General features: G+C 75.2%; 1 protein-coding gene. It reads right to left on the reverse strand.

Annotation, left to right across the window (positions count from 1 at the left end; translation table 11 throughout):
• Positions 1–29: 29 nt before the first annotated feature.
• Positions 30–21,041 carry an SDR family NAD(P)-dependent oxidoreductase gene (locus tag TK50_RS34545; RefSeq protein WP_479682687.1) on the reverse strand — a complete coding sequence of 7,004 codons (21,012 nt, stop codon included), beginning with the start codon at positions 21,039–21,041 and terminating at the stop codon, positions 30–32.
• Between the last annotated feature and the right edge of the window lie 7 nt (positions 21,042–21,048).

A 21,048-nucleotide genomic window follows, 5' to 3' on the forward strand; every position in this document is an offset into this window, starting at 1 on the left:
TCATCGTCGGCTCCGTCGGTGTGGTGCGGTCATGTGTCGGTGTCTCCGAGGGCGATGCGGACCAGATCATCGACATCGGCGTCGATGAGATCGGTTTCCGCGTCCTCGTCCTGCGCGTGGCCGGGATCGGCGGTGCCGTCGGCCAGCCGCAGCACGGCGTCCAGCAGGCCGGCAGCGCGTAGGCGCTCCAGCGGGATGGCCGCGATGGCCTCGCGGATCGCCGCCTCCGGGGTGTCGGCGGTGTCGGCGGGAATGAGCAGCTCCCGCAGGCGCGCCGCGAGCTTGCGGGGGGTCGGGTAGTCGAACAACGTGGTGGCCGGCAGGCGCCATCCGGCCACCTCGCTCAGCCGGTTACGCAGTTCGAGCGCCGTCAGGGAGTCGAAGCCGAGCTCCAGGAAACCGCGGTCGAGGTCGATGGTGGCGGTCTCGCGGTGGCCCAGCGCGACCGCCATCTCCTGGTGGAGGAACTCGAGCAGGATCTCCAGTTGCGCGGCCTCGGTGCGGCCCGCGAGGCGTTCACCCAGCACCGGGCGCCCGGCGTCGTCCGGCCGGCGGGCCGTCCCGCCGACCAGGCCACCCAGGATCACGGGCAGCCGGTTCTCGTCCGCCTGCGCGCGCAGCGTCGGCAGGTCGAAGCGGGCGACCGTCATCGTGGCGTGGTCGGCGCGCAGGGCGGAGTCGAACAACGCCAGACCCTGGCCGGTGTCGAGCGGCAGCATCCCGCCCCGGCCGATGCGGGCCCGGTCGGCGGTCCCCAGCCGCCCGCCCATCGTGCCGGCCGCCGCCCAGATCCCCCAGGCCAGCGACACCGCCGGGAGTCCGAGAGCGCGCCGGTGCTCGGCCAACGCGTCGAGGAACGCGTTGGCCGCCGCGTAGTTGCCCTGGCCGGCCCCGCCGAGCACCCCGGACACCGACGAGAACAGCACGAACCGGGTGCGGCCGAGCCCGGCGGTGAGCTCGTGCAGGTGCCACGCCGCGTCGGCCTTGGGGCGCAGGACCGTGTCGACCCGGTGCGGGGTGAGGGCGGGGAGCGTGGCGTCGTCCAGCACCCCGGCGGTGTGGATGACGGCGGTGAGCGGGTGTGCCGCAGGGATCGAGGCGAGCACGCCGGCCAGGGACTCACGGTCGGCGACGTCGCAGGCGACCACGGTGGCCCGGGTGCCCAGCCGGTCCAGTTCGCCGACCAGCTCGTCCGCTCCGGCCGCGGCGGCGCCGCTGCGGCTGACCAGCAGCAGGTGCCGGACGCCGTGCCGGCGGGCCAGGTGCCGGGCCACGAGCGCGCCGAGCGCACCGGTGCCGCCGGTGACGAGCACCGTCCCGTCCGGGTCGAGCGGCGGGTCGGCGTCCCCGCCCGGTGCGGTGCTGTCGGCGGCGACGAGCCGAGCGGCGTACGCGGTGCCGTCGCGCAGCGCGAGCCAGGGTTCACCGGCGTCCAGCGCGGCGCGCAGCACGGCGGTCGACGCTTCGGTGCCGTCCGTGTCGAGCAGCACGATCCGGCCGGGATTCTCCGTCTGCGCGGCGCGGACCAGCCCGCCCACCGCGGCCCCGGCGAGGTCCGTGACGGTGTCACGGTCCACGGCGGCGACGGCCGACCGGGTCAGCACGCCCAGGCGGGTCCGGGCGAACCGGTCGTCGCCGAGGACCCGTTGCAGCACGTCGAGGGCGCGACGGGTGGCCAAGTGCGCGTCGGCGGCCGCGTCCCCGGTGGTGGTGGTCCCGCCCGGCGCGCAGTCCAGCAGCACCAGCTCCGGCACGGGCTCGTCGTGCCCCAGATCCTGCACCGGCGCAATCGGGGCACCCGTGCCGGCCCGGTCGGCGGGCAACGCGGTCTCGGCCCACGTGACGCGGAACTGCGCCCCGTGCGGCGCGCGACCGGCCTGCTGGAGCTGGCCCGCGGCCAGCTGACGGACCGACAGCGAGTCGATGGCGGCGACCGGGTTGCCGGCCTCGTCGCTCAGCCGCAGCGCGAAGCCCGAACCGGCCGGGGCGAGCCGGACCCGCAGCGAGTCCGGTGCGGCGGCCCGCACGCTGACGCCCGACCAGGCGAAGGGCACCGGGACGCCGGCTTCCGGGTCCAGGTCACGGTAGGCGATGGCGATGGTGTGCAACGCCGCGTCGAGCAGAGCCGGGTGGATGCGGAAGCCGGGAACCGGTGCCCCGTGCAGGCGCACCTCGGCCGACACCTCGTCGCCGTGCCGCCAGGCGTTGCGCAGGCCGCGGAACGCCGGCCCGTAGCCGAACCCCAGGTCGGCGAGCCGCTCGTAGAGCTCCGCGACGTCCACGGGCGTCGCCCCGGCGGGCGGCCACGCGCCGCCGGCGACGCCGGGTGGCTCGGCGGCCGACGCGGGCGCCACGATCCCCTGGCCGTGACCGACCCACGGGTCGCCGGCGGCGCGCGAGCGGATCGTCACGGTGCGCCGGCCGGCCTCGTCGGCGGGCCCGGTCACCAGTTGCACGTGTACCGCCCCGGCGTCCGGCAGCACCAGCGGGGTGGAGACGGTGAGCTCCTCGACCAGGTCGCAGCCGGACTGCTCGCCCACGTACAGGATCAGTTCGAGCAGCGCGCTGGCCGGCACGACACCGCTGCCGTGGACGGCGTGGTCGGCGAGCCACGGCTGGCTCTCCACGGAGATCCGGCCGGTGAACAGGGAGCCCCCGTCCGGCAGTTCCGTCCCGGCGCCGAGGAACGGGTGCGAGGCCCTGTCCATGCCCAGGCCGACGGGATCGCCCGAGCCGACGGGCCGGCTGAGCCAGAACCGCTCCCGCTGGAACGGGTAGGTCGGCAGTTCCGCGATCCGGCGCGCGCCCGGCAGCAGGGCGGCCAGGTCCACCGGGGCGCCCCGTAGGCGCACCTGGGCCAGGGCGGTGACCACCGACTCCGGCTCCGGCCGGTCCTTGCGCAGCAGGGCGCTGACGAGCGGGCCGGGGAACCTGTCGGCCAGGCAGTCCGGGGTGAGCGACGCCAGCGCGTCCGAGCCCAGCTCCAGGAAGACGCGTGCCCCGGCCTGGTACAGGGTCTCCACACCCTGCGCGAACAGCACCGGCCGCAGCACCTGGTCGACCCAGTAGCCGGGTGCGGCCAGGGCCTGCGGGTCGGCGAAGTCCCCGGTCACCGTGGACACGATCGGGACGACCGGCGCCGAGAAGGTCAACGTCTCGGCGACCGCCCGGAACGCGTCGACCATCGGCGCCATCAGCGGCGAGTGGAAGGCGTGGCTCACCAGCAGCCGCTTGACCCGGCGGCCCCGGGCCGACCACTGCTGCACCACGGACATGACCGCGACCTCGTCACCCGAGACCACCGTGCCGGCGGGACCGTTCACGGCCGCGATGCCGACCGACTCCTCGAGGCCGGCCAGCGACGCGCGTACCTCGTCGGGGTCCGCGCCGATGGCCACCATCGCGCCGTTGCCGGACACCTCGTGCATCAGCCGGCCGCGCGTGGCGACCAGCAGGCAGGCGTCCGCCAGGGACAGGACCCCGGCGACGTGCGCGGCGGCGAACTCGCCGACCGAGTGTCCCAGCAGGAAGTCCGGAACCACCCCGTGGCTGCGGAGCAACCGGTACAGGGCGACCTCGACGGCGAACAGCGCGGGCTGGGTGTACCGGGTCTCGTGCAGCAGGTCCGCCTCGCGGGAACCGGCGGGCGCGAACATCAGCTCCCGCAGCGACCGGCCGAGCAGCGCGTCGAACCGGTCGCACACCTCGTCCAACGCCCGGCGGAACTCGGGATGGGCCGCGTACAGCCCGCTGCCCATCCCCGGCCGCTGCGAGCCCTGGCCGGAGAACATGACGGCGATCGGGCCGGTCTCCCGGGAGCTCTCGCGCACCACGGCGGCCGCGGTCCGCTCGGCGGCGAGCGCGTCGAGCCCGGCCAGCAGGTCCGCGCGGGTACGCCCGACCACGGCGGCCCCGTGCTCCAGGACCGGACGGGTCGCGAGGGAGCGGGCGACGTCGGCCGGGTCGAGCGCCGGGTCGGCCCGGACGAAGGCGCGGAGCCTGTCGGCCTGCGCGGCGAGGGCGGCCTCGGACCTGGCCGACAGCAGCCAGGGTACGACCACCGGGTCCCCGGCCCGGTCGGCGGGCAGGGGCGCCTCGACGTGGGGGTCCGGCGCTTCGCGGGCGTCCTCGGCGGCTTCGAGGATGACGTGGGCGTTGGTTCCGCTGATCCCGAACGCCGAGACCGCCGCCCGCCGCGGCCCGTCGTGCTCCGGCCACGCCCGCGCCTCCCGCAGCACCGCGACGTCGCCGGCGCCCCAGTCCACGTGGGGGGAGAGCGTGTCGGCGTGCAGGGTCCGGGGCAGCTGGCCGTGGCGCAGCGCCTGCACCGTCTTGATGATCCCGGCGACCCCGGCGGCGGCCTGGGCGTGCCCGATGTTCGACTTGACGGACCCCACCCACAGCGGACGCCCGGCCGGACGGTCCTGCCCGTACGTGGCGATCAGCGCCTGCGCCTCGATGGGATCGCCGAGCGGCGTGCCGGTGCCGTGCGCCTCGACCGCGTCCACCTCGGCCGGCCGCAGCCCGGCGTCGGCGAGGGCCTGCCGGATCACCCGTTGCTGGGACGGGCCGTTCGGCGCGGTGAGCCCGTTGCTCGCGCCGTCGGAGTTGACGGCGGACCCGCGGACCACCGCCAGCACCGTGTGACCGTTGCGGCGCGCGTCCGACAGCCGCTCGACCAGCAGCTGTCCCACCCCCTCCGCCCAGGCCACCCCGTCGGCGCCCTCGGCGAACGCCTTGCACCGGCCGTCCGGGGCGAGCCCGCGCTGCCGGCTGAACTCGACGAACGCGGCGGGCGTGGCCATCACGGTGACCCCGCCGGCGAGCGCCAGGTCGCATTCGCCGGCCCGCAGCGCCTGCACCGCGAGGTGCAGGGTGACCAGCGACGACGAGCACGCCGTGTCCACCGTGAGCGCGGGACCCTCCAGCCCGAACGAGTAGGCGACCCGCCCGGAGGCGATGCTGCCGGCGCTGCCGGTGCCGAGATACCCCTCGTACTCGTCGGCGGAGCCGCTCGCGAGCCGGGCGCCGTAGTCGCTGTACATGACGCCGGTGAAGACGCCGGTACGGCTGCCGCGTAGCGTCGCCGGATCGATCCCGGCGTGCTCGAACGCCTCCCAGCTCGTCTCCAGCAGGAGCCGCTGCTGGGGGTCGGCGGCCACGGCGTCGCGCGGGCTCATGCCGAAGAACTGCGCGTCGAACCGGTCCGCGTCGTAGAGGAAGCCGCCCTGCCGGGTGTAGGACTTCCCGGGCCGGTCCGGATCCGGGTCGTACAGGTCGTCGACGTTCCAGTCCCGGTTGCCGGGGAACGGGCCGATGGCGTCCCGCCCGTCGCTGACCAGCCGCCACAGGTCCTGCGGCGAGCCGACGCCGCCGGGGAACCGACAGGCCATCCCGACGATGGCGATCGGTTCGTCGGAGGCCGGCCGGAGGGTCTGGACCCGGGCGGGTTCCGCCTGGCCCCCGTCGAACAGCAGGCCCTCCAGGTACGCGGCCAGCGCGGCCGGGTTCGGGTAGTCGAACACCAGCGTGGCCGGCAACCGGTGCCCGGTCTCGGCGGAGAGCCGGTTGCGCAGGTCGATCGCGGTCAGCGAGGTGAAGCCCAGCTCGTTGAACTCCCGGTCGGCGGCGATGTCGGCGTCGTCGTCGTGGCCGAGGACCGTGGCGACGTGGCGGGACACCGCGTCCAGCAGCAGCCGGCCGCGTTGCTGCCGGCCGGACGCCTGCAGCCGCTGGACGAGCGACGCCCGCTGCGGCGCGCGGCGCGCCGACGCGCCCGCCAGCCCGGACAGCACCGGCGGCAGGTCCGCGCGGTCGGCGGTGCGCAGCGCGGCGCGGTCGAAGCGGAGGGCGAGCAGCACCGGATGCTCCGCCGAGAGCGCGGCGTCGAACAGCCCGAGGTTCTCCTCGGTGGTCAGCGGCGTCAGCGCGGCCTGCCGGACCCGCTGGTCGTCGGCCGTCATGCCGCCGGCGTCCGGCCACGGCCCCCACACCAGGCTGGTGGCGGCAAGCCCGCGCGCGGACCGGTGGTGGGCGAGGGCGTCGAGGCCGGTGTTGGCGGCGGCGTAGTTGGCCTGACCGGGTGTGCCGAGGGTCCCGGCGACCGACGAGAACAGGACGAAGGCGGCGAGGTCCATGGCCGCGGTCAGCTCGTGCAGGTGCCACGCCGCGTCGACCTTGGGCCGCAGCACGGCGTCGAGCCGGTCCGCGGTCAGGTTGGTGAACGTCCGGTCCGCGAGCACCCCGGCGGTGTGCACCACCGCGGTGAGCGGGTGGTCCGGGTCGACGGTGGCCAGCGCGACGCCGAGGGCGGCCCGGTCGGCGGCGTCGCAGGCCACGATGGTGACGTCCGCTCCCTGCGCGGCCAGTTCGGCCCGCAGCCGCTGCGCCCCGGGCGCGTCGCCGCCGCGGCGGCTCAGCAACAGCAGGTGCCGGACGCCGTGCCGGGCGACCAGGTGCCGGGCGACGAGCGCGCCGAGGGCGCCGGTGCCCCCGGTGACCAGGACCGTCCCGTCGGCGTCCAGCGGGGTGCCGGCGGGCTCGCGCAGCGGCGCCTCCGTCACCCGCGGCAGCAGGCACCGACCCGCCCGCACCGCCACCTGCGGCTCGTCGAGGGCGAGCGCGGCGGTGACGGCGTCGGCGGACGCCCCGGTCGCGTCGAGGTCCAGCAGCACGAACCGGCCGGCGTGTTCGGCCTGGGCGCTGCGGACCAGGCCCCAGACGGCGGCGCCCGCCAGGTCCGGGGCGGGATCCTCCGCCCCGGTGGACACCGCGCCCTCGGTGACGACCACCAGCCGGGAGCCGGCCGTACGGTCCTCGGCCAGCCACCGCTGCGCGGCGGCCATGACCTCGGCCAGGGCCGCGCGCACCTGGTCCGGGCCGGGCCCGGCGTGCGGCGGCACGGGGAGCAGGACCACGGCGGGCAGCGGGTCCGGCGTGCCCAGCAGGGCGGGCAGGTCGTCGTGGACGTCCGCCGCGCCGGCCAGCGCCGCGCGGAGCCGGTCGGAGCCGCCGAGCAGGCCGACGCGGGCCGGCCGCGGGTGCCGGCCCGCCGGCGCGCCGGTCCAGCCCAGCACGTACGCCGGGGACCGCTGCGCCGCGATCGCGCCGAGCGGCACCCGCCGTACCAGAAGCTCCTCGACCGCCATGACGGGGACGCCGCCGGTGTCGGTGACCGCCAGCGCCAGCGTGTCCGGCCCGGTCACGGTCAGCCTGCTGCGGATCGCCGCCGCGTGCCACGAGTACGCGTCGATGCCGCGCCAGGCGAACGGGAGCAGGATCTCCGTGCCGGAGCTGAGCGACGGGTGGTTGGCCGCGAGGGCGTGCATCGCCGCGTCGACCAGCGCCGGATGCAGGCCATCCGCGGTGCCGCCGTCGGGGGCGACCGCCTCGGTGTAGACGGTCGAGCCGTCCCGCCAGGCGCCGCGCAGCCCCTGGAACGCGGGGCCGTACTCGATGCCCGTGCCGGCGAGCGCCTCGTAGAGCCCGTCCAGGTCGATCGGCTCGGCGTCGGGCGGCGGCCAGGCGGCCGGGAAACCGGTGAACGCCCCGGTCTCCCGGTCGCTCAGGGTGCCCGAGACGTGCCGCGTCCACGGGCGTTCGCCGGCCGGGTCGTCGGGCGCGGCGGCGCGCGAGCTGACGGTGAGCGACCGCACGCCGCGCGGATCCGGCCCGGACACCGTCACCTGCAGGTCCACCGGTCCCTGCGGGGGCAGCACCAGCGGGGACTCCATCGTCAGCTCGTCGACGCGGGCACCCCCGACGGTCCGCGTCACGTGCACGGCGATGTCCAGGAACACCGAGCCGGGTACGAGCGCCGCGCCGTTCACGGTGTGCTCGGCGAGCCACGGGTGCGTGCTCCGGGAGACCCGGCCGCTCAGCAGCCACCCGCCGTTGTCCGCCAGCGAGGTCGTCGCCTTGAGCAGTTCGTGGTCGCCCACGCCGAGGCCCAGCGCCGCCGCACTGGCGGGCGGGGCGGCCGGCAGCCAGAACCGGCGGCCCTGGAAGGCGTAGTTGGGCAGCGGAACGGTCCGCGCGGCCAGCGGCGCGAAGAACTCCCGCCAGCCGACGGGGGTCCCGTGCGTCCACGCCTGCGCGACGGCGGAGACCAGCGTCGACGCCTGCGGATGGTCCCGGCGCTGCGTGGCGATCCGACGGCCGACCCCCTCGTCGGCCGGCAGCGCCGTGAGGGCTCCGTCCGGGCCCACCTCCAGGCAGATGGTGACGCCGAGCGCCCGCACGGCGCGCATGCCGTCGTGGAACCGGACGGGCAGCCGGAGCTGGTCGGTCCAGTACCGGGGGTCGCCGAGCTGCGCCGCCTCCGCCGGACGCCCGGTGCTGGCGGAGACGATCGGCAGGGCCGGCGGCCGGTAGTCCAGGCGGGCGGCCACGTCGTGGAACTCGCCGAGGATCGCGTCCATGTGCGGCGAGTGGAACGCGTGGCTGACCCGCAGCCGCGTCGTCCGGCGGCCGCGCCGCGCCCAGAGCTCCGCGACCTCCGCCACCGCCGCCTCGTCGCCGGAGACCACCGTGGCGTCGGCGGCGTTGACGGCGGCGATCGACACGACGCCGTCCCGGTCGGCGAGCGACTCGGCCACCTCGGCCGCACCGGCCCGGATGGCCACCATCGCGCCGCGCGCCGGGACGCTCTGCATCAGCCGCGCCCGCTCCGCGACGAGCAGGCACGCGTCGTCCAGGCCGAACACGCCGGCGACGTGCGCGGCGGCGAGCTCACCGATGGAGTGCCCGAGCAGGACGTCGGGCCGCATCCCCCAGGATTCGAGGAGCCGGAACAGCGCCACCTCCAGGGCGAAGATCGCCGGCTGGGCGAACCGGGTCTCGTCGAGCAGGGCCGCTTCCGGGGTGTCCGCCGCCGCGAACATCACCGCCCGCAACGGCGCGTCCAGGCGGGCGTCCATGCGCTCGCAGACCCGGTCCAGCTCCGCCGCGAACACCGCGTGGCGCTCGTACAGCTCCCGGCCCATCCCGGGGTGCTGGCTGCCCTGACCGGAGAACAGGAACGCGGTGCCGCCGGCCCCGGCCGCCTCGGCGGTGGTGCTCCCGTCGGCCACGTCGCGCAGCGCGGACAGCAGCTCCGCGCGGTCCGTGCCGACCACGGCGGCGCGGTACCGCTGCGCGGCCCGGGCGGCGAGCGACCCGCCGACGTCGACCGGGTGCAGCTCGGGGTGCCCGGTGAGCTGCTCGGCCAGCCGCCCGGCCTGGGCGGCCACCGCCGCCGCGGTCCTGCCGGACAACAGCCACGGCACCGGGAGGCCGCCGGGTTCCGGGCGGGGCCCGGAAACCACCGGCTCGGCGGCGACGGTGGGATCCCACTCCAGGACGACGTGCGCGTTCGTGCCGCTGATGCCGAACGCCGACACGGCGCAGCGACGGGGACCACCGGTCTCCGGCCAGGGACGGTCGGCGGTGAGCAGCCGGACCGCGCCGGCCGACCAGTCCACGTGCGGGGTCGGCTCCTCGACGTGCAGGGTGCGCGGCAACAGCCCGTGCCGCATCGCCTGCACCATCTTGATCACCCCGGCGGCCCCGGCGGCGGCCTGCGCGTGCCCGATGTTGGACTTGACGGACCCGATCCACAACGGCTCGCCGGCGCGACGGTCCCGCCCGTACGTGGCGAGCAGGGCCTGGGCCTCGATGGGGTCGCCGAGCGGGGTGCCGGTGCCGTGCGCCTCCACCGCGTCCACGTCGTCCGGGGTCAGCCCGGCGGTGGACAGCGCCTGCCGGATGACCCGCTGTTGGGACGGGCCGTTGGGGGCGGTCAGCCCGTTGCTGGTGCCGTCGGAGTTGACCGCGGTGCCGCGCACCACGGCGAGCACCGGATGCTGGTTGCGCCGCGCGTCCGAGAGCCGTTCCACCAGCAGCAGGCCGGTGCCCTCGCCCCAGGCGGTCCCGTCGGCGTCGGCGCCGAACGGCTTGCACCGGCCGTCCGGGGCGAGCCCGCGTTGCCGGCTGAACTCCACGAAGAGCGTCGGCGCCGCCATGACCGCGACACCGCCGGCCACCGCCAGCTCGCACTCGCCGTTGCGCAGCGCCTGCACGGCCAGGTGCAGCGCCACCAGCGACGACGAGCACGCGGTGTCCACGGTCATCGTCGGGCCTTCGAACCCGAAGGTGTACGCGATCCGGCCCGACGCGACGCTCGTGGTGGAACCGGTGATCAGGTAGCCCTCCGGCCCGGTGTCCCCGGCCCGGGTGTTCAGGCCGTACTCCTGCGCGGCCGCGCCGATGAAGACCCCGGTGGAGCTTCCGCGCAGCGACGTCGGATCGATGGCGGCGTTCTCCAGCACCTCCCACACGGTCTCCAGCAGCAGCCGTTGCTGCGGATCGGTGGCCAGCGCCTCCCGCGGGCTGATCCCGAACAGGTCGGCGTCGAACTCGTCGGCGTCGTGCAGGAAGCCACCCCGCCTGACGTACGTCTTCCCGTGCCGGTCGGGGTCGGGGTGGTACAGCTCGTCGAGGTCCCAGCCCCGGTTGACCGGGAAGTCACCGACCGCGTCGACCCCGTCGGCGACGAGCCGCCACAGGTCGCCGGGGGTGCGCGCGCCGCCGGGGAACCGGCAGGCCATCCCGACGATCACGATCGGGTCGTCGGCCTGGTCCCGGGTGGTGGCCGGTGCCGCGGGCAGCGCCGCCGCCGGGGCGGCCGGGTGGGTGTCGAGCAGCTCCGCGCTCAGCCGGTCGGCGAGGGATTCGATGGTGGGATGGTCGAACACGAGCGTCGCCGGCAGCCGCAGCCCGGTCGCCGCGTTCATCCGGTTGCGCAGTTCCACCGCGGTCAGCGAGTCGAACCCGAGGTCCTTGAAGCTGCGCGCCGCGTCGAGGGCGTCCGGCTGCCCGTGGCCGAGCACCGCCGCGACGTGGGCGCCGATCAGCCCGGTCAGCAGCTCCCGACGCCCGGCCGGGTCGAGCGGCAGCAGCCGCTCGGCGAAACCGTCGGAGGCGGCGGGACGCTCGGCGGGAGAGACCGCCCGACGGACCGTGGGGCGGGCGAGCGTACGCAGGATCGGTGCGATCGTGTCGTCGGCGGCGTCGACCGTCGCCGGCCGGATCTTCGCGAGCAGCAGCGGCGTCGCGTCCGCGACCGCGAGCGCGGCGTCGAACATGGCCATGCCCTGCTCGGTGGTGATGGCCGCCGCGTGGCGGGTCAGCCGGGCCTTGCCGGCGCCGTCCAGCCCGGCGGTCATCGTGCTGGTCTCCGCCCACAGGCCCCACGCCAGCGAGTCGGCGGGCAGCCCGCGCGACCGGCGGTGGGCGGCGAGCGCGTCCACGAACGTGTTCGCCGCCGCGTAGGTCGACTGGCCCGGATTGCCGATGATGCCGGCGGCGGAGGAGAACAGGACGAACGACCGCAGCGGCAGGTGCTCGGTCAGCGTGTGCAGGTGCCAGGCGGCGTCGGCCTTGGGCCGCAGGACCGCGTCGGCCTGCTCGGCGGTGAGCGCGCCGAGCACGCCGTCCTCCAGCACGCCGGCGGTGTGCACCAGCGCCGTCAGCGGATGCTCGGCCGGGACGGCGGCCAGCAGGCCGGCGAGCGCCTCGCGGTCGGCGGTGTCGCACGCGGCCACGGTCACGTCGGCGCCCGCCGCGACCAGCTCGTCGCGCAACGCTCCGGCCCCGTCGGCGGCGATGCCGCGGCGGCTGGTGAGCAGCAGACGCCGCACCCCGTGCGCCGTCACCAGGTGGCGGGCCAGGTGCGCGCCGATCGTCCCGGTGCCGCCGGTGATCAGCACGGTGCCCGCCGGGTCGAAGGAGAAGCCGGCCGCGCCGTCGTCGGGCTGGATGGCGGCGAGCCGGGGGACCAGGCAGACACCCTCACGCAGGACGAACTGGTAGCTGTCCGTCGCGAGCGCGGCCCGCAGGGACTCCGGCGTCGCGGTGTCGTCGAGGTCGGCCAGCACGAACCGGTCGGGCTCCTCCCACCAGGCGGCGCGCAGCAGGCCCCAGACGGTCGAGCCGGGCAGATCGCGCACGGCGTCGCCGGGCCGCGCCGCGATCGCGCCGCGGGTGAGGACGACCAGCCGGGAGCCGGCGAGCCGGGGGTCGGCGAGCCAGCCCTGGACCGTGCCCAGGACCCGCCGCGTCACCTCGTGGGCCCGCGCCGCCGGGTCGGTGCCGGCGTCGTCGGGGCCGCTGTGGCAGGTCAGTAGTACGACCTCCGGTGCGGCGGCCCCGGCGTCCAACTCCCGGGCGAGGTCGGCCAGCTCCGGATGCCGGGGGAGCCCGGCGAAGGCCGGATCCGCCCCGGCGTCGAGGTCCCCGAGGACCGCCCAGCGGGACAGATCGCCGGCCGGCACGGGCGGCGTCTCGGCGCGGACCCAGTCGGTGCGGAAGATCGAGTTGTGCAGCGGGCTGGGCGCGGCCAGCTGGCCGGGGTCAAGTTCCCGCAGTCGCAGCCGCGCGACGGTGAGCACGGGCCGCCCGGTGCCGTCGGCCATGTCGAGCGCGACCGTGATGTCGTCGACCCGGGTGGTGCGGACCCGCAGCCGGGTGGCCCCGGTCGCGTGCAGCGTGACGTCCGACCAGGAGAACGGCAGCCGCACCGGGGTCTGCGCCGGGTCGAGGTTCACGCCCACCGCCGTCGTGTGCAGCGCGGCGTCGAGCAGGGCCGGGTGGACCGTGAACCCGTCCGGGTCGGCCTGCTCCGGCAGCTCCACCTCCGCGTAGAAGGCGTCGCCGGCTTGCCAGGCGCCCCGCAGCCCCCGGAACGTCGGGCCGTACAGGTACCCGAGGTCCGCGAGGTCGCCGTAGAACTGGTCCAGCCGCACCGGTTGCGCCCCGGGCGGCGGCCACGCCCCGTCGAGCACTGCGGGCGTCCCGTGCGCGTCCCCGCTGATCGTGCCCACGGCGTGCCGGGTCCACGGGTGGTCGGGATCGCCGGCCGGGCGCGAGTGGACGGTGACGGTGTGCCGGCCGTCCGGCTCGGGCGCGGTGGCGACGTGCAGCCGCAGGGCGCCGCTGTCCGGCAGGACGAGCGGGTGCTCCAGCGTGAGCTCCTCCACGTGCGTGCTGCCGAGGCGTTCGGCGGCGTGCAGCGACAGGTCGAGGAACGCGGTGCCGGGCAGCAGGACGGTGTCGCGTACGGCGTGGTCGGCCAGCCACGGGTGCAGGGCGGTGGACACCTGCCCGACGAAGATCTCCCCCCGATCGTCCGGCTGGTCGAGCCGGCCGCCGACGAACGGGTGCACGCTGGGGCCGTCGCCGAACGCGGCCGTGGCGACCCTCGGCTTCACCCAGTAGTGGTGGTGTTGGAAGGGGTAGGTGGGGAGGTGGGGGGTGGTGTGTGGGGTGGGGGTGGGTTGGTGGGGGGTGAGTCCGGTGGTGTGGGCGTGGGCGAGGGCGTGTGCGAGTTGGGTGGGGGCGGGTTGGTTGCGGTGGAGGGTTGCGATGGTGGTGGCTTTGGTGGTGGTGGTGTCGATGGTGTGTTGGATGGGTGTGGTGAGGACGGGGTGGGGGCTGGTTTCGATGTAGTGGGTGTGTCCGGTGTTTAGGAGGTGGGTGATGGTGGTGTGGAGTTGGACGGGTTGGCGGAGGTTGTCGTACCAGTAGTGGTTGTTGAGGGTGGGTGTGGTGTGGGGGTGGGTGGTGGAGTGGAAGGGGATGGTGGGGGTGGTGGGGGTGATGTCGGCGAGTGTGGTGAGGAGGTGGTCTTTGAGGGTTTCGGTGTGGGGGTGGTGGGAGGCGTAGGTGACGGGGAGTTTGCGGGCGTTGATGTTGTGTTGTTGGTAGTGGTTGATGATGGTGTCGATGGTGGTGGGTGTGGCGCTGATGATGGTGTGGTGGGGGCTGTTGTGGGCGGCGATGTGGAGGTCGGGGTGGTGCGGGTGGTCGGTGGTGACGGTGTCGGGGGGTAGGGGGATGGCGGCCATGGCGCCGGTGCCGGTGAGGGTGTGGAGGGCTTTGCTGCGGATGGCGATGATTTTTGCGGCTTGGTGGAGGGTGAGGGCGCCGGCGATGTGGGCGGCGGCGATTTCGCCTTGGGAGTGGCCGATGACGGCGTCGGGGTGGATGCCGTGGTGTTGCCAGGTGCGGGCGAGGGCGGTCATGAGGGCGAAGAGGGTGGGTTGGACGACGTCGACGCGGTCGAGTGGTGGGGCGTCGGGTGTCTGGTGGAGGACGTCGAGGAGGGACCAGCCGGTGTGGGGTTGGAGTGCGGTGTCGCAGGCGTGGAGGTGGTGGGCGAAGGTGGGGTTGGTGGTGTAGAGGTCGAGGCCCATGTGGGGGTATTGGCTGCCTTGGCCGGGGAAGACGAAGACGGTTTTGCCGGTGAGGGGGGTGCCTTGGATGAGTCGGTGGTGAGGGGTGCCGGTGGTGAGGGCGGTGAGGGCGTCGGTGAGTTCTTCGCGGGTGGTGCCGACGATGGCGGCGCGGTGAGACAGAAGCGTCCGGGTGGCCAACGCTGCCGCGGTGTCGGCGGCGGTCAACTCGGGGTGGGTGGTGAGGTGGTGCAGCAAACGTTGGGCGTGGGTGTGTAGGGCGGTGGGGGTCTTCGCGGAGAGCATCCACGTGACGGGGGTGTCCTGGTCCGCTGGCTGAGCGTCGGTGGGTGTGGTGGCTGGTGGTGCTTGTTCGAGGATGATGTGGGCGTTGGTGCCGCTGATGCCGAAGGAGGAGACGGCGGCGCGGCGGGGCCGCCCTTGGTCGGGCCATTGCTGGGGTTCGGTGAGGAGTGCTACGGCCCCGGTGGTCCAGTCGACGTGGGGTGTGGGGGCGTCGACGTGGAGGGTCTTCGGCAGGACCCCGTGCCGGATGGCCTGGATCATCTTGATGATGCCCGCGACGCCGGCCGCGCCGGCCGCATGACCCATGTTCGACTTGATGCTGCCGAGCCAGAGGGGTTGTTCGCGGTTCTGGCCGTAGGTGGCGAGCAGTGCTTGGGCCTCGATGGGATCGCCGAGTTTCGTGCCGGTGCCGTGGGCTTCGACCGCGTCGACGTCGGTGGGGGTGAGGCCGGCGGTGGTGAGGGCCTGTCGGATGACGCGTTGTTGGGCGGGGCCGTTGGGTGCGGAGAGTTGGCTGGTGGTGCCGTCCTGGTTGACGGCGCTGGCGCGGACGACGGCGAGGATGCGGTGGCCGTGGCGTTGGGCGTCGGAGAGCCGCTCGACCAGCAGCAGGCCGACACCCTCCGACCAGGACGTCCCGTCGGCGCCCGCCGCGAACGACTTCGCCCGCCCGTCGGGGGCCAGCCCGCGCTGGCGGCTGAACTCCACGAACGACGCCGGGGTCGCCAGCACCGACACGCCGCCGGCCAGGGCGAGGTCGCATTCGCCGCTGCGGAGGGCCTGGACGGCCAGGTGCAACGCCACCAGCGACGACGAGCACGCCGTGTCCAGCGAGATCGCGGGACCCTCGAAACCGTACGTGTAGGACAACCGCCCGGACAGGATGCTCGCCGAGTTGCCGACGATCAGGTAACCCTCGAGGCTCTCGTTTCCGGCGACGAGCGTCCCGTAGTCGCGGTCGTGGGTGCCGGTGAAGACGCCGGTGCGGCTGCCGCGCAGCGACTCCGGATCGATCCCCGCGTTCTCGAACGTCTCCCAACTCGTCTCCAGCAGCAGCCGCTGCTGCGGATCCATCGCCAGCGCCTCACGCGGGCTGATCCCGAAGAAGTCCGCGTCGAACAGCGGGGCGTCGTGCAGGAACCCGCCGGTCCGGACGTACGACGTGCCGGGGTGCTCGGGGTCGGGATCGTACAGCGCGTCGAGGTCCCAGCCCCGGTCGGTCGGGAACTCGGTGATCGCGTCGCGGCCGTCGGCCACCAGCTGCCACAGGTCCTCCGGGGACCGGACGCCACCGGGGTAGCGGCAGCCCATCCCGACGATCACGATCGGCTCGTCGTCCACCGGCTTCGCCGACAGCGGTACGGCCGTGACGTCCTGCGTGCCGAGCAGTTCGGACCGCAGGTGCGCGGCCATGGCGGTGGCGGTCGGGTAGTCGAACAGCAGCGTCGCGGGCAGCGTGAGCTGCGTCGCCTCCTGCAGGCGGTTGCGCAGTCCGACCGCGGTGAGCGAGTCGAAGCCCAGCTCCTGCAGCGGCCGGGTGGGGGCGATCGAGCCCGGGTTCTCGTGGCCGAGAACGGCGGCGATCTGGGTCAGGACCAGGTCGAGGACGATCCGCGTCTGCTCCGGCTCCGGCCTGCCGCGCAGCTGGCGGCCCAGCGCGGGGCCGCCGACGCCGGTGGGGGCGGCCGGGGCCGGTACGAGGTCCCGAAACACCGTCGGCAGAGTCATCGACCGGGCATGTCGGCGCAGCTCGGCCTGGTCGAGGGCGACGGGGAGCAGCCCGGCGTGCCGGCTGTCCGTCAGGCCGAGCTCCACCACGGCGAGCAGGTGTGCGACGGGCACCGCCCGGAGGCCGTGGCGGGACTCGCGTACCGGATCGGTGTCGTCGGGTCCGCGCCACGGTCCCCAGCCGATGCTGAGCGCGGCGAGCCCACGGGCGCGCCGGTGCCGGGCGAGGGCCTCGAGGAACGCGCCGGTGGCCGCCCGGTCGCCGCCGCCGGGCGTGCCGAGGATCCCCCCGGCGGGGCCGAGGAGCACGAACGCGCGCAGGTCGGTGCCCTCGGCGAGGTCGTGCAGGTGCCAGGCGAGGGCGGGCTGGAGGTGCGAGGCCGCCCCGGCGCGGTCCGCAGCGCCGCCGGCCGGCGGGCCGTCGCCCGCGTCGCCGATGAACACCACGGCGGTCGGCGGGTGCTCCGGCGCGACGGCGGCGAGCAGGGCCGCGACTCCGGCCCGGTCGCTGATCTCATCCGGTACGACCGTCACGGTCACGCCCGAGGCGGTCAGCTCGGCGGTGTCCGGGGCGGCGACACCCGGGGCCCGGCCCAGCACGAGCCGACGGATCCCGTGGCCGGCGGTGAGCTGTTGGACGATGGGGCCGGCGGGACCGTCGCCGCCGACCAGGACGACCACCGAGCCCGCGGGGTCGAGCGGCGGCCCGGCCGGGGACCCAGCGGTGTCGACCGGCACCCGGGAGAGCCGGGCGGCGAACAGCGTGCTGCCCCGGACGGCGAGCTGGTCCTCCCTGGCGGCGAGCGCGGCCCGTAGCGAGCTGACGGTGAGTTCGTCCTCGGTGTCGACCAGCGCCAGCCGTCCCGGGTGCTCGCCCTGCAGCGAACGGAGCATCCCCCACAGGGCGGCCTGCCCGAGGTCACCGACGTCCTCCCCGTCGGTCGTGGCGACCGCGCCCCGGGTCACGACGACCAGCCGGGACGCGCCGAACCGTTCCTCGGCCAGCCAGCGCCGCGCGCTGTCGGCGAGCGCGGTGACCTGCCCGCCCACGCTCGGGTACGGTTCCGGCCCGCCCTGCGGCGCCGCGACGACCACCGCCCCGGGGACCACGACCTCCTCGCCGACGGCGCGCGTCCACGCGGCGAGGTCCGGGTGCCGGTCACCCGGCAGCCCATCGAGCGCGTCGTCGTCGCCGACGAGCGCCCACCGGGTCTCGTCCGTCGCCGGGGCCGCCGCCAGCGACACCCAGCCGAGCCGGTACGCGACGTCGGCCGGGCGCAGCTCGTCGGCCGTCAGCGGGCGGAGGACGACCGCGCCGATCGTGGACACCACCGCGCCGGAGGCGTCGCTGACCAGCACCGAGGCCCTGTCCGGCGCGGTGCGGGTGAGCGCGACCCGAAGCTCGCGTACCCCGGGCCGGACGACGGTGACGTCCTCCCAGCCGGCGGCCGTCCACAGCTGCTCCGCCGGCTCACCGGCCGCGACCAGGGCGACCTGCATGAGCCGGGGGTCGAGCAGATAGCCGCCCGGGGCGTCGTCGGGCAGGCGTACCTCGGCGTATCCGGTGTCGCCGGACCGCCACGCCGCGACCAGGCCGGCGAGGAACCCGTCGCCGTCGCGCCCGAGGCCGGTGAGCCGGTCCGCCAGGTCGCCGACGTCCACGGGGGTCGCGTCGGCCGGCGGCCACGGGGTCGCCGTACCCGGATCCGCGTCGGCCCCGACGGCCAGGACCGCCGTGGCGCACCGGGTCCAGGGCTGGTCGGCATGGTCGCCGACGCGGGAATGGACGGTGACCCGGGCGCGCGCCGGGTCCTCGTGCGGGGCCACCGTGACGTGCAGCCGGGTGGGCGCGTCGCCGGGCAGCGGGAGCAGCCGCTCGACGGTGAGCTGCTCGATCCGGTCGAAGCCGGCTTCCGCGCCCGCCGCCAGCACCAGATCCGGGAAGGCCGTGTCGGGCAGCACGGTGACGTCGTGCACGCGGTGCGCGGCGAGCCAGGGATGGGCGGCGGCCGTGATCTCACCGGTGACGATGCGGCCGGCGTCGTCCGGCAGCTCCATGGCGTTGCCGACGAGCGGATGCCGGCGGTGGTCACCGCGTGCGCCCGAGCCGCCGACGGGGTGCAGCCAGTACGTCCGGCGCTGGAACGGATAGGTGGGCAGCTCGACCCGCCGGGCGGGCCCGAAGAACGCCGCCCAGTCGACCCGCACCCCGTGGCTGTGCAGCCGCCCGAGGCCGGTGACCAGCTCGGTGACCTCCGGCCGGTCCCGGCGCATCAGCGGTACGAACGCGGCGTCGGCCGTGGTTTCCGGCCCCGCCGTGGACAGCACCGCGTCGGGTCCCAGCTCGACGAACGTGGTGACCCCACGGGTACGCAGGGCGCGTACCGCGTCCGCGAAGCGCACCGTCGCCATGACGTGGCCCACCCAGTACTCCGCCGTTGCCCAGTCCGTGGACGGCTCCCCGGTGACGGTGGAGACGACCGGGATGGTGGGCGCGCCGTACGAGAGCCCCTCGGCCACCGCGCGGAACCGGTCCAGCATGGGCTCCATCAGGGGCGAGTGGAACGCGTGCGACACGCGCAGCCCGGTGGTCCTGCGCCCGAGCGCGGAGAAGTGCGCGACGACGGCGGCGACGGCGTCGTGGTCCCCGGACACCACCACCGACTGCGGGCCGTTGACCGCGGCGAGCCCCACGGCCCCGGACAGCACGGGCCGCACCTCGTCGGGGGTGGCCCGCACGGCGGCCATCGCGCCGCCCTCGGGCAGGGCCTGCATCAGCTGCCCCCGGGCGGCCACCAGTGCCGCCGCGTCGGCCAGGGAGAACACCCCGGCGACGTGGGCGGCCGCGATCTCGCCGACGGAGTGCCCGGCCACGAAGTCCGGCCGGACGCCCCACGACTCGGCCAGGCGGAACAGCGCCACCTCGATCGCGAAGAGCAGGGCCTGCGCGTGCTCGGTGCGCTGCACCGCGTCCGCGTCGGAGCCCCACACGACGTCCCGCAGCGGGACGTCGTAGTGGCCGTCCAGCTCGGCGAGGACGGCGTCGAGACACCGGGCGAAGGACGGGAAACGCTCGTACAGCTCACGGCCCATGCCGAGCCGCTGGGCACCCTGCCCGGTGAACAGGAACGCGACCTTGCCCTCGACGGCGCGTACGGGTGGCGTCGCGGCGCTCGCCACCGCCTCCAGAGCGGCGGCGAGTTCGGCGCGCTCACCGCCGACGACGACGGCCCGGTAGGTCAGCGCGGCGCGGTCGGTCGCCAGCGCCCGCCCGGCGGCGGCGAGGTCCCCGTCCGGCAGCGTGTCGAGAAGGGCCCGCAGCGCGGCGGCGTGTGCGTGCAGCGCCTCCGGGCTGCGACCGGACAGCGCCCATGGCACCGGCGTCGTGGCCCCGTCGCCGGCAGGGGCTTCCTCGGTTACGGCGGGTGCCTGTTCGAGGATGACGTGGGCGTTGGTGCCGCTGATGCCGAAGGAGGAGATGGCGGCGCGGCGGGGCCGCCCCTGGTCGGGCCATTGCTGGGGTTCGGTGAGGAGTTGGATGTTGCCGGTGGTCCAGTCGACGTGGGGGGTGGGTGCGTCGACGTGGAGGGTCTTCGGCAGGACCCCGTGGTGCATGGCCTGGATCATCTTGATGATGCCGGCGACGCCGGCGGCGGCTTGGGTGTGGCCGATGTTGGATTTGATGCTGCCGAGCCAGAGGGGTTGTTTCCGGTCCTGGCCGTAGGTGGCCAGGAGTGCCTCGGCCTCGATCGGGTCGCCCAGCGTCGTGCCGGTGCCGTGCGCCTCCATGACGTCGACGTCCGCCGGGGCGAGGCGGGCCTCGGCCAACACCTGGCGGATCAGCCGCTCCTGGGACGGGCCGTTGGGCGCGGTGAGGCCGTTCGAGGCGCCGTCCTGGTTCACGGCGGAGCCGCGGACGACGGCGAGGATGCGGTGGCCGTTGCGTTGGGCGTCGGAGAGCCGTTCGACAAGCAGCAGTCCCACGCCCTCGCTCCACGCCGCACCGTCGGCGCTCGCGGCGAACGACTTCGACCGCCCGTCGGGGGCCAGGCCGCGCTGGCGGCTGAACTCGGTGAAGGCGGCCGGGGTGGCCATGACGGTGACGCCGCCGGCCAGGGCGAGGTCGCATTCGCCGTTGCGCAGGGCCTGGACGGCCAGGTGCAACGCCACCAGCGACGACGAGCACGCCGTGTCGACCGAGATGGCCGGGCCCTCGAACCCGAACGCGTAGGACACCCGGCCCGAGGCGAGGCTGCCCGCGCTGCCGGTGCCCAGATACCCCTCGAAGCCGTCGGGCGAGGTCTCCGCCAGGCGGTTGCCGTAGTCGTCGTACATGACGCCGGTGAAGACGCCGGTGTGGGTGCCGCGCAGGGTGGTGGGGTCGATGCCGGCGTGTTCGAGGGTTTCCCAGGTGGTTTCGAGGAGGAGGCGTTGTTGGGGGTCGGTGGCGAGGGCTTCGCGGGGGCTCATGCCGAAGAAGTCGGGGTCGAAGTCGGCGGCGTCGTAGAGGAAGCCGCCGTGGCGGGTGTAGCTGGTGCCGGGGTGGTCGGGGTCGGGGTGGTAGAGGGTGTCGAGGTTCCAGCCGCGGTCGGTGGGGAACTCGCCGATGGCGTCGGTGCCGTTGAGGACGAGTTGCCACAGGTCGTGGGGGGAGCGGATGCCGCCGGGGTAGCGGCAGCCCATCCCCACGATCGCCACCGGCTCGCTGCCCCGGGACTCCAGCTCCTGCAGACGGGCCCGCGTCGTCTGAAGGTCTGCGGTCACGCGCTTGAGGTACTCCCGCAGCTTCTCTTCGATGTTCATC

Origin of the sequence: Micromonospora haikouensis (assembly GCF_000876225.1) — a bacterium.
In the GTDB taxonomy this organism is placed as follows: Bacteria; Actinomycetota; Actinomycetes; order Mycobacteriales; family Micromonosporaceae; genus Micromonospora; species Micromonospora haikouensis.